This window comes from Rubrobacter marinus, from assembly GCF_011492965.1.
Taxonomy (GTDB): Bacteria; Actinomycetota; Rubrobacteria; order Rubrobacterales; family Rubrobacteraceae; genus Rubrobacter_F; species Rubrobacter_F marinus.
Genome location: NZ_CP045121.1, coordinates 969895 through 982997, shown reverse-complemented (window position 1 = coordinate 982997; position 13103 = coordinate 969895). Strand labels below are relative to the sequence as shown.

13 protein-coding genes and 2 pseudogenes are annotated in these 13103 nt (G+C 69.7%); 9 read left to right on the top strand and 6 right to left on the bottom strand.

Annotated elements, in window-relative coordinates; all coding sequences use genetic code 11:
- Positions 1–50 precede the first annotated feature (50 nt).
- The 5 genes and pseudogenes from GBA65_RS26125 to nthA form a co-directional block, all read left to right on the top strand.
- Positions 51–416: pseudogene (locus GBA65_RS26125) on the top strand (hypothetical protein); the annotation flags it as partial.
- Positions 417–609: 193 nt separating this feature from the next.
- On the top strand, positions 610–1068 hold the full coding sequence (locus GBA65_RS23975; RefSeq protein WP_228281687.1) for a glycosyltransferase family protein: 459 nt from the start codon (positions 610–612) through the stop codon (positions 1066–1068).
- A 9-nt stretch (positions 1069–1077) separates the two neighbouring features.
- On the top strand, positions 1078–1383 hold the full coding sequence (locus GBA65_RS25010; protein WP_166395630.1) for an SH3-like domain-containing protein: 306 nt from the start codon (positions 1078–1080) through the stop codon (positions 1381–1383).
- Positions 1380–1682: an SH3-like domain-containing protein gene (locus GBA65_RS25005; protein WP_207956156.1), complete on the top strand. Its 303-nt coding sequence runs from the start codon at positions 1380–1382 to the stop codon at positions 1680–1682. The genes GBA65_RS25010 and GBA65_RS25005 overlap by 4 nt, the downstream gene beginning before the upstream one ends.
- Before the next feature lie 10 nt (positions 1683–1692).
- Positions 1693–2319, top strand: a complete 627-nt coding sequence (gene nthA / locus GBA65_RS04910) for a nitrile hydratase subunit alpha (protein WP_166395629.1) — start codon at positions 1693–1695, stop codon at positions 2317–2319.
- Between the two features lie 102 nt (positions 2320–2421).
- Here the strand turns inward: nthA and vapC are convergent, their stop codons facing one another.
- From vapC to GBA65_RS26115, 6 genes and pseudogenes are all read right to left on the bottom strand, one after another.
- Positions 2422–2826, bottom strand: coding sequence for a type II toxin-antitoxin system tRNA(fMet)-specific endonuclease VapC (vapC, locus tag GBA65_RS04905; RefSeq protein ID WP_166395628.1), 405 nt, complete (start codon positions 2824–2826; stop codon positions 2422–2424).
- Positions 2823–3059: a type II toxin-antitoxin system antitoxin VapB gene (vapB, locus tag GBA65_RS04900; RefSeq protein WP_166398346.1), complete on the bottom strand. Its 237-nt coding sequence runs from the start codon at positions 3057–3059 to the stop codon at positions 2823–2825. Before vapB ends, vapC begins: the two co-directional genes overlap by 4 nt.
- A 104-nt stretch (positions 3060–3163) precedes the next feature.
- Positions 3164–6307 carry an EAL domain-containing protein gene (locus GBA65_RS04895; RefSeq protein ID WP_166395627.1) on the bottom strand — a complete coding sequence of 1048 codons (3144 nt, stop codon included), beginning with the start codon at positions 6305–6307 and terminating at the stop codon, positions 3164–3166.
- Between the two features lie 64 nt (positions 6308–6371).
- A complete protein-coding gene (locus GBA65_RS04890) occupies positions 6372–6884 on the bottom strand; it encodes a hypothetical protein (RefSeq protein WP_166395626.1) in 513 nt (170 codons plus the stop codon).
- A 292-nt stretch (positions 6885–7176) separates the two neighbouring features.
- The gene (locus GBA65_RS26120) at positions 7177–8001 is read right to left on the bottom strand and encodes a translation factor GTPase family protein (RefSeq protein ID WP_228281887.1); all 825 of its coding nucleotides are present in this window, start codon (positions 7999–8001) and stop codon (positions 7177–7179) included.
- Positions 8002–8167: 166 nt separating this feature from the next.
- A pseudogene (locus GBA65_RS26115) lies at positions 8168–9049 on the bottom strand (GTP-binding protein); the annotation flags it as partial.
- A gap of 365 nt (positions 9050–9414) precedes the next feature.
- Between GBA65_RS26115 and GBA65_RS04875 the strand changes: the two are divergent.
- From GBA65_RS04875 to GBA65_RS04860, 4 genes are all read left to right on the top strand, one after another.
- Complete coding sequence (locus tag GBA65_RS04875) at positions 9415–10026, top strand: TetR/AcrR family transcriptional regulator (RefSeq protein WP_166395624.1); 612 nt, start codon at positions 9415–9417, stop codon at positions 10024–10026.
- Positions 10027–10350: 324 nt separating this feature from the next.
- Positions 10351–11211 (top strand): MFS transporter, encoded by an 861-nt coding sequence (locus GBA65_RS04870; RefSeq protein ID WP_166395623.1) that lies wholly within the window; start codon positions 10351–10353, stop codon positions 11209–11211.
- Between the two features lie 608 nt (positions 11212–11819).
- Entirely contained in the window at positions 11820–12581 is a 762-nt protein-coding gene (locus GBA65_RS04865) for a YidC/Oxa1 family membrane protein insertase (RefSeq protein ID WP_166395622.1), read from the top strand.
- Positions 12582–12660: 79 nt separating this feature from the next.
- Complete coding sequence (locus GBA65_RS04860) at positions 12661–13095, top strand: Asp23/Gls24 family envelope stress response protein (RefSeq protein ID WP_207956154.1); 435 nt, start codon at positions 12661–12663, stop codon at positions 13093–13095.
- Positions 13096–13103 lie beyond the last annotated feature (8 nt).

Here is a 13103-nt window from a genome sequence, read left to right as displayed (position 1 = left end):
CCAAACGACGAATATAGACATGTGAGGTGTTTTACGCTAGCTTACCCGGCATGAGAAAGCATGAGGGGGGCTTCGCGCCCCAAGACGCCGCGGAGTGGTTCGAGAACCGATCTTACAAGCATGAAGCATTCTCGGACCTTTCGGAGCTGGGACGGCTCAAGAGGGAGTCGGGCCGCACCGTCAGCCTGGTCCTGCCCTCCCGCAACGTAGCCGACACGGTCGGCGAGATCGTGGACGAGGTGCGCGCCTTGAACGAGAGGATGCCCGAGGGCATCCCACTCGTGGACCAGACCCTCGTCGTCGACGCCGACTCGGAGGACGGCACCGCCGACGTCGCCCGCCGCAAGGGCGCCGAGGTCTTCTCGGAGAACGAGCTCCTCTCCAGCTACGGCGGCGCCCACGGCAAGGGCGACGCGATGTGGCGCAGCCTCTCCGTGGCGTCGGGCGACGTCGTCATGTTCGCCGACGCCGACACAAAGGACTTCAAGCCGCAGTTCGTCTACGGCACTTTAGGCCCCATGTTCGCCACGCCCGGCGTGCGCTTCGTCAAGGGGCTTTCAGGCGGCCGTTCAAGAGCAGCGAGTCCGTCGAGCAGGACGGCGGGGGCGCGTGACGGAGCTCACGACCAAGCCCCTCTTCAACCTCTTCTACCCCGAGCTGACCGGGTTCGTGCAGCCCCTCGCCGGCGAGTTCGCCGCGGACAAGGAGCTCTTCGCCTCCATCCCCTTCCTGACCGGCTACGCCGTGGAGACGGGGATCATGATCGACGTCCTCAAGAAGGTCGGTCTCGGGGCGATGGCGCAGGTGGACCTCGGCACCCGCCAGAACCGCCACCAGCCCCTCTTCGACCTCGGCCGCATGAGCTACTCCGTCCTCCGGGCCGTCGCCAGGCGCCTGCGCCAGGACGGGCGCCTGCAGCAGGTCCGCGACCCCGGGCTCCCCGACTCCCTCTTCCAGTTCAGCGAGTACCTCCACGCCGTCGCGACCCCCGAGGGCCTCGCGCTGCGCGAGCACGTCGAGGAGCTCGTCGAGCGCCCGCCGCTGGCCGAGGTTATAAGCGTCGGGTAGGATGGCCGCATGAGCGGCGTTCACGACATGGGGGGCCGGCGCGAGGAGTTCGGCCCCGTCGATAAGAGCCAGCACGAGCTCGAGGACTGGGAGCGCATCGCCGACGCGGTGAACTACGTCCTGAACGCGAAGGGCCACAAGACTACCGACGAGATGCGCCGGGCCATCGAGGGCCTCGAGGCCTACCGGGAGATGAGCTACTACGAGCGCTGGGCCGCCGCGGCCGAGAAGCTCGTGGTCGAGAAGGGCCTGCTCACGCAAGGGGAGATCGACGAGCGGGCAGCGGCCCTCGAGAAGCGCTGGAGCGGCGGGTGATACGCCCCGCCCCGGCGGCCCGCTTCCGGCCTGGAGACGCCGTGCGCGTCCCGGACCTACGGAAGAGGGGCCACGTCCGCACCCCGGACTACGTCAAGGGCAAGCGCGGCCGCGTAACGGGCGTCCTCGGCGAGTTTCCCGACCCCGAGTCCCTCGCCTACGGCGGCGCCGGCCTCCCCGAGAAGCCCCTCTACAGGGTGAGTTTCCGGCAGGCCGACCTCTGGGACGGCTACGAGGGCGCGCCGGGCGACACGCTCCACGTGGACATCTACGAGCACTGGCTCGAACCCGCCGAATAGGAGGACTGGCATGGGCGAGAACGGCCACGGGCACCCGCACGAGGAGCCGAAGCAAGAAAGAAGCCCCTGGGCAGCGCGCATCCGGGCCGTCGAGGAGTTGCTCGCCGAGAAGGGGCTCTTGACGCACGGGGAGGTCGAGGCGCAGGTCCGGTACATGGAGGCCCGCTCCTACGAGAACGGCGCGCGCCTCGTCGCCCGCGCCTGGACGGACCCCGGGTTCAAGGCGCTGCTCCTCGAGGACACCAAGGCCGCCTGCTCGGAGCTCGGCATAGACGCCTCGGGCAGCGTCGAGTTCGTCACCGTCGAGAACACCCCCGAGGTCCACAACCTCATCGTCTGCACCCTCTGCTCGTGCTACCCGCGAGCCATCCTCGGCCGCCCTCCCGACTGGTACAAGAGCCCCGCCTACCGCTCCCGCGCCGTCGCCGAGCCGCGCGCCGTCATGCGCGAGTTCGGGCTGGAGATCCCGGCGGACCTCCCCGTCGCCGTCCACGACTCCTCCGCCGACGTCCGCTACCTCGTCCTCCCCATGCGCCCCCGGGGCACGCAGGGCATGAGCGAGGAGGAGCTCGCGGAGCTCGTAACCAGGGACTGCCTCATCGGGACGGCCGTGCCCCGGGAGCCCGCGCGGGTTTGAGCCCAAGATCGCGCCCGGTGCCGCGGCACCGCGTACCCGGCTTTTAGGCGTCACCGCGCTACAGAAGGGCAACGACGGTCCTTGTTCGGAACGTCCTACGGGCTAAACGCTGCTCCAGTCCTCGACTTCTAGCCCGGGCACGCGAGAGAATTCCCCGATGTTGTTGGTCACCAGCGTCGAGTCCAGCGCGATGGCCTGAGCGGCGATCAGCGTATCCAGGGGACCGATAGGGGTACCCTTCGCCTCGAGCTCGGCACGGATGCGTCCGTACGCGACGGCCGCGTTCCCGTCGAAGCCTACGATTTCCAGCGCGAGTAGAAACTGCTCCAGAGCCTGACGATTCTTCTCTGGCTGCCTGCTCTTGCTAACCCCGAAGTGAAGCTCCGCCACCGTTATGGAGGAAACCCCTATCTCACCGACGGCGTACCCTTCGAACCTTCTCAGCGCCTCAGGCGGGCGCCCCCTGATCAGGTATATGCAGATGTTCGTGTCGAGCAGAAGGATCACGCGAACGGGCTCTCCCGCTCCTCCTCCCAGACCGGCTGCTCCCGTTCCTCCATGAAATCGTCCGAAAAACGTTCCAGACTCTCGTACAGCCCCTGCCAGGAACCGCGACGCGGCAGCAACACGACGGCGTTGCCCACGCGCTTGATGTATACCTCGTCCCCCTCGAAGCGGAACTCCTTCGGCAGCCGCACCGCCTGGCTACGCCCGTTGCTGAAAAGCTTCGCCGTCTTCACCATACAACCTCCTTGGTATACATCTAAAGTATATACCAGAAGGGAGACGAGCTCGGAGCGGTACGGCCCGGGATTCAGCTCCGAGTGGGTCGCGGGGGCTGCTTCTACCCTCGCAGGGAGAAGTTCGGCAGCGGCTCGTCCCGCCTGACGAGCTCGGAGAGCTCTTCGGCGGGGACCGGCTCGCTGAAGTAGAAGCCCTGTACGAGGTCGCAGCCGCGCTCCCTGAGGTAGGCGAGCTGCTCCTCCGTCTCGACGCCCTCGGCGATCACTTTGAGGCGCAGGTTGTGCGCGAGGTTGATGATTGAGGTGACGATGGCCGCGTCGTTCGGGTCGGTGGCGATGTCGCGGACGAAGGAGCGGTCGACCTTCAGGGCGTCGAGGGGGAAGTGCTTAAGGTAGCTCAGCGACGAGTAGCCCGTCCCGAAGTCGTCGATGGAGAGGTTGAGGCCGAGGAGCACCCTGAGCTCGTGCAGCGTGGAGGAGCTCACCGGGGCGTCCTCCATGAGGAGGCTCTCGGTGAGCTCCAGCTCGAGGAGGCCCGGGTCTATCCCCGTGTCGTCGAGGATGCGCGAGAGCCTCTCGGCGAGGTTCTCGCCCTTGAACTGGCGGGTGGAGAGGTTCACCGCGACGCGCAGGGGCGGGAGGCCCTCGCTCTCCCAGGCCTTCCCCTGGGCGCAGGCGGCGCGGAGCACCCAGTCCCCGACCGGCACGATCAGGCCGCTCTCCTCCAGCACGTCGATAAACTCCTCGGGCTGGACGAGACCGGAGTAGGGCTGCTGCCAGCGCAGCAGGGCCTCGGCGCCCACGATCTTGCCGGTGGCGAGGTCGATCTGGGGCTGGTAGTGGAGCACGAACTCGTCCCGTTCGAGGGCGCCGCGCAGGTTGCCCTCCAGCGAGAGGCGGGCGTGGGCCTGGACGTTCATCTCGGGCGTGTAGAACTGGTAGGTGTTGCGGCCGAGCTGCTTGGCGTGGTACATGGCCGCGTCGGCGTCCCTCACCAGGTCCTCGTCCGGGCTCGGCGGGCTGACCGCGATGCCTATGCTCGTGGTGACGAAGACCTCGTGGCCGTCGAGGTCGAAGGGCTCGGCGAGGCGCTGGACGATCTTCTGCGCCACGAGCGCGGCGTCCTGCCCGTCGGCCAGGCCCTCCAGGATGACGGCGAACTCGTCGCCGCCCATGCGGGCCAGGGTGTCCGTCTCCCGCACGCAGTCGCGCAGGCGGCGTGCCGTGCCCTTCAACAGCTCGTCGCCCGCCTCGTGGCCTAAAGTGTCGTTGACGGCCTTGAAGCGGTCGAGGTCCAGGAACATCAGCGCCACCGGGGCCTCGTTCCGGTCGGCGCGGGCCAGGGCGCGCTCGATCCGGTCCCCGAACAGGACGCGGTTGCCGAGGCCGGTCAGGTGGTCGTAGCGGGCCATGTACGCGAGCTGCTCCTCCGCCCGCTTGCGCTCGGTGATGTCGATGATCGCGTGTACCGCCCCCTGCGAACGCCCCTCGGCGTCCACGACGGGGGTCGCGGAGGCGGAGAGGTCCTTGCTGTTGCCGAGGTCCGTGCGGATGGCGACCTCGTAGGAGCCGGCGGCGCCGTCGCCCGGGGTCGCGCGGCGCAGGATCTCCCTGCGCCCCTCGCCGTCGACGAACTCGAGGAGCGAGCGTCCGACGAGATTCTGGGGCGTGGAGTCGAAGATCGCGGCGTAGGCCGCGTTGCAGTAGGTGATCTTCTCGTCCGCGTCGATGATCCCGAACCCCTCCTGCACGGTCTCGACGAGCATGCGGTACTTCTCCTCGGAGTCCTGAAGCGCCTCCTCGGCCCTCTTGCGCTCGGTGATGTCGCGCAGGATGACGATGAGCCGGGTGCGTCCGTCCTCGCGCACGGTCTTTATGCCGGTCTCGACCGTGACGCGCCGCCCGCTCTGGTGCAGGATCACGGTCTGCTGGTCCCCCTCCGTCCGGCCGTCGGCGGTCCTCCTGAGCCTCTCCCCGAACGCCTCCCTCTCCTCCCCGACGACGAGGTCGAGGACGGAGGGCAAGGACATGAGCTCCTCCGGGTCGTGGCCGCTGATCCCGCAGAACGCCTCGTTCGTGTACACGATGCGCCCGTCCTCGAGGATCAAGAGCCCCTCGCCGACCTCGCTCTGGGCGTGCAGGAGGGCCTCGTACAGGTCTTTCTGCTGGCGCAGCTTCTCCTCGGAGCGCTTGCGCTCGGTGATGTCGCGGGTGATGGTCGAGTAGCCGATGGGCGCCCCGCTCCCGTCCCGGATCTCGGAGATGGTCAGGGCGACGTCGATGAGCCTGCCGCCCCTGGCCATGTGTACGGTCTCGTAGGTCTTGACGCTCTCCCCTCGCCTGAGCTTCTCCAGGAGGCCCAGCATCTCGTTTAAACGGTCGGGCGGGGCGAGCTCGAAGCCGTAGCCCCCGACCACCTCCTCGGCCCCGTAGCCGTAGAGCCTGCTGGCCCCCGAGTTCCAGCTCGTGATCACGCCGTCGAGCGTCCTGCCGATGATCGCGTCGTCCGAGGACTCCACCACGGCCGCGAGCCTGGAGCGCGCCTCGTCCTCCCGCTCGCGCCGCTCGGACCGCGCCCGCGTCTCGCCCTCCCGCCCGCGCCGGTTCAGCACGAACCGGACGTACGCCAAGGTGGCAACGATCCCCGCCGCCAAGGCCCCGCGACCCAGCCACTCCGCGGGGCGCGACGGCAGGAGCGAGCCGAGGAGGTCCCCGCCCGAGGAGTAGGATTGCGCGATCCACAGGAGGGCGGCGAGCGCGAGCCCTATTGGCAGGAGCCCCCTCTCCACGCGGACGTCCCCGCGACGGAGCCTGCCGGCCGCCTCCCCCGTCCGCCTGCCCAGGCGGGTCGCCCCCCTCAAGGCGCGGGCCGCGACACCCGTCGCGACCAGCAGCACGGCCCCTAGCGCGACGGCCGCCGCCGCGAGGACGGCGAGGACCAGGGCGCGCGCCCGTCCGAGGGCCTGGCTCGTGCTCCCCTCCGCCCGCGCCGCCTGCTCGCCGCGCAGCTCCCGGGCCTCACGGTCCAGCGCCCCGTCCAGGTCCGCCCGCAGCCCCGAAAACTCCCGCAGGTCCGACCGGAGCTCCGCGTCGACCATCAGGAGGTCCTCGACCCCGGAGATGGCGCCGTCGAGCCGCCTCTCCAGCTCGTCCGCCCGTTCCCGCTCCCCGGCGTCGAGCCGGAGCTCCCTGAACCGGTCGAGCGCGGCCCTGAAGCTCCCGACGCCGCGCGACGCGGCCTCCATGCGCCCCTCCGCGGGCTCGGGGAGCGGTCGCCGAGCGCGCGCTCTATCCCGGCGACGGCGCCGCTCATCTTCGCCGTCTCCTCCAGCTTCTCGGGCCGTCCGGGCCGCGCGAGCCCACGTTCTCCCTCGTCTCGTCGCCCAGGATGCGTTTGATCTCGGCGAACTCCCCGTCGATCCGGCCCCTCGCCGCCTCCTGCTCGTCGTTCCCTTCCAGAAGGGACTCGCCCACGGCGCCGTACTCGTCGTACAGGGCGCCGATCTCCACCCCGGCCCCTTCCCCCGCGAGGTCCTCGTACCGGGCCCTGGCCCTCTCGAACTCTTCCCGGGACCCCGCCGCGGCCTCCCGGAACTTCGGATCGTCCGTGCGCACGTATTCCACGGTGCCGCGCCCGATCCCGGCGACCGCCCCCTGCATCTCGGAGACCGCCACGCCCGCCTCGTCCCCTATGTCGGCGCTCTTCTCCAGGGAGTCGCGCGTGCCCTCCAGGCTCCGCACGGCGTACAAGGCGCCCGCGGCGACGAGCACGAGCAGCGCTGCGAGGCAGATCCAGACGCCCCGCGAAGGCGCGGCCTTCACGCCCCGTCCGCTAGAGATACGGGGCGCAGCGCGCGGTCGTCCGCGGGTGGAAACGGAAGCTCCTTTGTGCGAGGCCGGTCCGGCCTTCTATGCTTCAACGGCTCTCTCCGCCCGGTCCAACAGCAACCGCACCCCGGCTACTACCTCACGGAGAACGCCTCTGCCCCCCTCGCCGAGCATGCATCGCCCATTCTACTTCAACCGTCGTTGCGTAGCGTAATGCGGGCCACGGGCCCGAGGAGGTCGAGGAGCGAAGGGGGGAAGGGACGGTCCCTCCCCCCTATCCGGCGTGCTAGCCCACCTTCTCCTTCTCTTCCTCCCGGACGTTGGCGGCGAGGACCTTGTCGACGAGGTTCGGCGGGACCTCCTCGTAGTGGCCGGGCTCGACGTGGAAGTTCGCCCGGCCGCCGGTGATGGAGCGGAGGTCGCGGGCGTAGGTCAGCATCTCGACCTGCGGGACCTCGGCCTGCACCACCTGCCGCTCGCCGCGCTGCTCGATGCCCATGGGGCGCCCCCTGCGGCCCGAGAGGTCGCCCATGATGTCCCCGACGAGCTCCGTGGGGGCCAGGACCTCGACCTTCACGTAGGGCTCGAGCAGGACGGGGCGCGCCTTCTCGACGGCGTTCTTGAAGGCCATCGAGCCCGCCACCTTGAACGCGGCCTCGGAGGAGTCGACCGAGTGGAAGGACCCGTCGTAGAGGCGGACCTTCACGTCCCGGACCGGGTAGCCGGCGATGGGTCCCTCGCGCATCGCCTCCTGGATGCCCTTCTCGACGGCCGGGATAAACTGACGCGGTATCGCCCCGCCGGTGATGGCGTCCTCGAACTCGAAGCCGGAGCCGCGCCCGAGCGGCGAGACCTCGATCTTCGCGTCCCCGAACTGCCCCCGCCCGCCGGTCTGCTTCTTGTAGCGCCCCTGGGCCTCGGAGGCCCCGGAGATCGTCTCCACGAACGGCACCTTCGGCGCCCTCGCCTCGACCTCCACCCCGTAGCGGCGGTTTATGCGCTCCAGCGCGAGCTCGACGTGCATCTGGGCGAGGCCGGAGAGGATCTCCTCCCCCGTCGACCCCGAGCGCGCGAGCACGAGCGAGGGGTCCTCGTCGGCTACCTTCTTTATCGCCTCGAAGACCTTCTCCTCCTCCCCGCGGGTCTTGGCCCCACGGCGAACGCCGTCGTCGACTCGGGGAGCTCGACGGGCCGGAACTCCACGACCCCTCGGGCTTGCACAGGGTGTCGAAGGTGTGCGTGTCCTTGAGCTTGGCGACGGCGATGATGTCCCCCGCCACGGCCTCGTCGCCGGGGATGCGCTCCTTGCCCATCATGTGCGAGACGCCCCCGAGGCGCTCGGTGGAGCCCGTCCTCGGGTTGGTCAGGGTCTCGTCCGAGCGGCAGCGCCCGCTCACGACGCGCAAGACGCTCAGGCGCCCCGCGTAGGGGTCGACGTAGGTCTTGAAGACGTAGGCGGCGAACGGTCCGTCCGGGTCGCAGGGGACCTCCTCGCCGCCCACGGTCGTCCAGCGGCAGCGGTCCACCGGGCTCGGGGCGCTGCCGGCGATCACGTCGAGGACGCGGTCCACCCCGATCATGCGCTCCGCGCTCGCCGCGAGCGCCGGGATGATCACGCCGTCCGCGATGCCGCGCCGCAAGCCCTCGAAGAGCTCCTCGGTGGTCAGCTCCTCCCCTTCGAGGTACTTCTCCAAGAGCGTGTCGTCGCTCTCGGCGATGGTCTCGAAGATGAGGAGCCTCGCCGCCTCGACCTCTTCCTCCATCCCCTCCGGGACCTCGTTCTTCTGCTCCCCGTCCGCGAAAGCGATGCCGGTGAGGAGGCCGTAGATCCCGCGCAACTCCCCCTCCCTGCCGATCGGCAGGTTCAGCGGCACGACCGCCAGCCCGAACCGCTCGCGCAACCGGTCCACCACGGCCACGAAGTCGGTCCGCTCCCGGTCGAGGTGGTTGACGACGACGACGTGCGGGATGTCCTCCTTCTCCCCGCGCCGCCACACGCGCTCGGTCACGACCTGTATGGGGTCCTGGGCATGCACCACGAGGACGGCGCAATCGGCCGCCCTCTGCGCCACGAAGGCGTCCGCGATGAAACCCCCGTCCCCCGGGGTGTCCAGCACATTGACGTGGCGCCCCTTCCACTCGAGGTGGGCCACGCCCATCCCGAGCGTCATCCCACGCTCGACCTCCTCCTCGGCGTTGTCGAGGACGGACGCCGGACCCTGCCTCCCTGAGCAAGCCCCAGCATCGCCTCCCCAGCGCCGTCTTCCCGCTCCCGCGGTGGCCGATCAAGCACACGTTCCGGATCACAGCCGGCTCAACAGCCATAGCCTCCTCCTCTCCGCGCTCCTCCGCCGCCTTCCCCTTGTGACGGTCGGAACATCCAGCTTAACCCAGCCCCACCCCGACGCAGCCCCGAACCGGTGCGCCTCAACACGGCCCGCTACAACTTGACAAACGGTTGATAAGAACGTACTTTCGTATACATACGGTCGATAGTTTCTGAGCGAGGGAGTGGGTCGAGGGCTTGGGCAAGGTACGGGACGCGGAGCGGACGCGGGGGCGGATCGTCGAGGCGGCGGTTCGGGAGTTCGCGGAGAAGGGCTTCGCGGGGGCGCGGGTCGAGTCGATCGGGCGCAGGGCCGGGGTGAACAAGCAGCTCCTGTACCACTACTTCGGGGGGAAGGAGGACCTCTTCCGGGAGGTCGTGGAGCGCAAGATCGAGGAGCGTTTGGGGAGGCTCGAGGGGTCGCCGGACGAGTTGGGTGGTCTCCTGGAGTACCACTTCGAGGGGCTCTACGAGGACCTCGATTGGATCCGGTTCCTCACCTGGGAGGCCGCGGAGCGCGGGGACGAGCCCCTCCTCGAGGAGGAGCGGCGCGAGTCCATCGCGCGCCAGGTCGGGGACCTCAGGGAGAAGAGGGCGAGGGGCGACCTCCCGCCCGACCTCGACCCGCGCTACCTGCAGCTCGCCGTCTACGCCCTCACCGCCTACCCCGTGGCGTTCGCCCAGATCACGCGCATGACCACCGGCGAGGACCCGGAGAGCCCCGAGTTCCGGGAGGCCTGGCGGGGGTTTCTGCGGCGTTTCGCGAAGCTCGGCGAGGGAGAAGGGCAGCCGCACGGGGGGAGCCGGTGAACCTCCGCGTCCTCATCCTCACCCTGGCGACCTTCGCGATAGGGACCGGCACGTTCGTGGTGACGGGGCTCCTGGGGAGCATCGCCGGGGAGTTCTCCGTCCCGGTGCAGTCGGCGGGGCACCTGATCACGGTCTTCGCCGTGGCGTACGCCGTCGGTTCGCCGGTCCTCGTGACCCTCACGGAGGGGGTGCCGAGGCGCTGGCTCCTCGTCGCCGCGCTCGTCCTCTTCGCCCTCGCCAACGGGCGGCGGCCGTGGCGCCCTCGTTCGGGCTGCTGCTGGGCGCGAGGGTGGCGGCGGCGTTGGGGCGGCGATTCTGACGCCCGTGGCGGGGGCCGTCGCGGCGGACCTCGCGTCCCCGGAGAAGCAGGGACGGGCGCTCTCGCTCGTCATAGGCGGGATGACCGTCGCGTGGGTCGTCGGGATACCGCTCGGGACCCTGGTCGGGGACGAGTTCGGCTGGCGGGCCAGCTTCGTGATGGTGGGCGCCCTCGCGGCGGTCGCCGCGGTCGCGGTCGCGGCGGTGCTGCCGGACGTCGAGAACCCCCCGGTCGCGGGGCTCCGGTCCATGTTCACCCTCGCGGGGAGGGCGGCGATCCTGGCGGTGCTCGGCATCACCGCGCTCGGGGTCGCGGCGGGCTTCGTCGTGCTCACGTACATCAGGCCACTTCTCGAGGATCTCACGGGGTACGGGGGCGGAGGGATCGGGGCGCTGCTGCTCGTCTTCGGGCTCGCGAGCATCGCGGGCAACTCCCTCGGCGGGTACTGGGCGGACCGGCGGGGCTACCGGGGCAGCATGGGCGGCATCCTGGTCGTCCTCGCGCTCTCCCTGCTCTCTTTCTCGCTGCTGACCGGGGCGGACGCGGGCTCGACGGCGGCGGTGCTCGGCGCCGTGGCGGCGCTCGTCGCGTGGAGTGTCGCGGGCTTCGCGATCATCCCGCTCCAGCAGTACCGCCTGATCCGGACCGCCCCCGAGTCGCGGAACACGGTGCTGTCGCTGAACGCGTCGGCGATCTACCTGGGCCAGGGGGCGGGCTCCATCCTCGGCTCCTTCGCCCTGGGCTACGGCTCGATCGCGGCCCTGGGCTGGGTCGGGGCGCTCTGCGCGGGCGTGGCCCTCATCCTGCTGCTCACCGGCATACGGCGCGCGAAGGGGGAGCCGGCGCCCGAACGGGCCGCTGCCTGAGCCCCTGGCCGCCGCTTCGGTCGGCTCCGCGACCACCAGGGGGTGCTAACATCTCGCCATGAAGGCACCGACGCTCAGGACCCTCCGGGGCTTCTTCATGAACCTTCTCTCCGGCTTCTCCGGAGCGGGGCCGGTCTTCGTCCTCTCCCCCATCCTCCTGCTGCTGGCCGGGTCCTTCCCCGAGCTGGGCGAGCACGCGAACGTCGAGCTCGGCTTCTCCCTGCTGGCCGCTTTCGGGACGTCCTGCTGCCTCGCCGGCCTGGTCTCGAACGCGTACCGGGCCTGGCTCCCCCGCTGCCCTACGTCAACGCCCTCCTCCTGCTCCCGGCCTCTCCGGAGCCGGCGCCCGCGGAGAGGCCGGAATCCCGCGAGCGGGTCCTGCCCGTCGTGGCCCCCTCGCTCGTCCTCCCCACCCTCATCTCCGGTCTCGGCGGCTGGGTGAAGATCGTCGCCCGCGCCCCGCGCGCCGGAGCGCGGCCCTCCGCCGCCTAACCGCCCCGTGAAGCGGGACGGCCAAGCGGGGCGTCAAGCCTAGCCAGCCCTTCTCCGCTACACAAAAAGGCGGTACACATGAACGCATGCCGTAATGCCTTCCCAAGGAGGTCCCCGTGGGTTCTCTGAGAGCGCTCTTCGACCCGCTCTTCGACCTCCTCGGGGCCATGCTCCAGGAGTTCCACGCCCTGGGCGCGCCGTGGTGGCTCTCCATAGCGTTGCTGACCGTCGTGGTACGGACCCTGCTCTTTCCGCTCACCGTGCGGCAGGTCAGGAGCATGCGCAAGCTCCAGCTCCTGCAGCCCGAGCTCGACGAGATCCGGGAGCGCCACAAGGACGACCCGAGAAAGCAGCAGGAGGAGACCTTCAAGTTCTACGGCGAGAGCAAGACGAACCCGTTGGGCGGCTGCCTGCCGGCCCTCGTGCAGCTCCCCATCTTCGTCGTCCTCTACTACACGATCAAGGAGTTCGAGGGGCTGGAGAGCTTCCGGACCGGTGGCCTGTTCTGGTTTCAGGACCTCACCGCCGCCGACCCGTTCTTCGTCCTTCCGGTCCTCTACGTCGCGACCATGATGGCCGCGCAGGAGGTGATCATACGGCGCACGGCCCCCCAGCAAAAGGGCTTGATGCGCGCGATGCCCCTCGTTTTCGGCCTCTTTCTGGCCCTCGGCGGCTTCCCGTCCGGGCTCTTCGTCTACTGGGTCACCTCCAACACCATAACCCTGTGCCAGAACTTGATCCTCTACCGCGACAAGCCTACCCCTGAGAAGGGTGCGGAACCGAAGGCCCCGAGCCTCGCGCCGCCCCTTACAGCTCCGAGAGACGATGCCACCGCCTCGCCCGGGCGCCGAAGGAGGAGGAAGAGCAGGAGGAGGTAGGCGGGGACCATCCCGGCACGCATACGAAAGTTCGGCTATTCTGGTCCGCGGGATAAGGAAGAGGGGAAGGAGCACAACCTTGGCAGAGACTGCCGAACGCGCCCGGAGCGCCCAGGACGGCGGGAGCCCGCTGGTGACCGGCCGCGGGAAGACGACCATCAAGAGCGCCGTGGTGTCCAGCATAGTGTCGGAGGCGGTGGCCGAGGTCTCCGGGGCGGAACCGGAGATCGCCGGCCGCGGCGCGAGCATCCCGGGCGACAACTCCCCCACCGTGGGCGAGTTCTTCAGCAGGGTGACGGGCAGCAGCAGGGGCACCCGGGGCATCTCCGTCGAGGTCGGGGAGAGGGAGGCGGCCGTCGACGCAACGGTCACCGTCCCCTACGGCAGGTCCATCCCCGAGGTCACCGGGACCATGCGCGACGTGATCGTCCAGCGCGTCGAGAACATGACCGGCCTGCGCGTGACCGAGGTGAACATCACCGTCAAGGACGTCATCGTCCCACAGCAGCAGTAAGCGTTCGT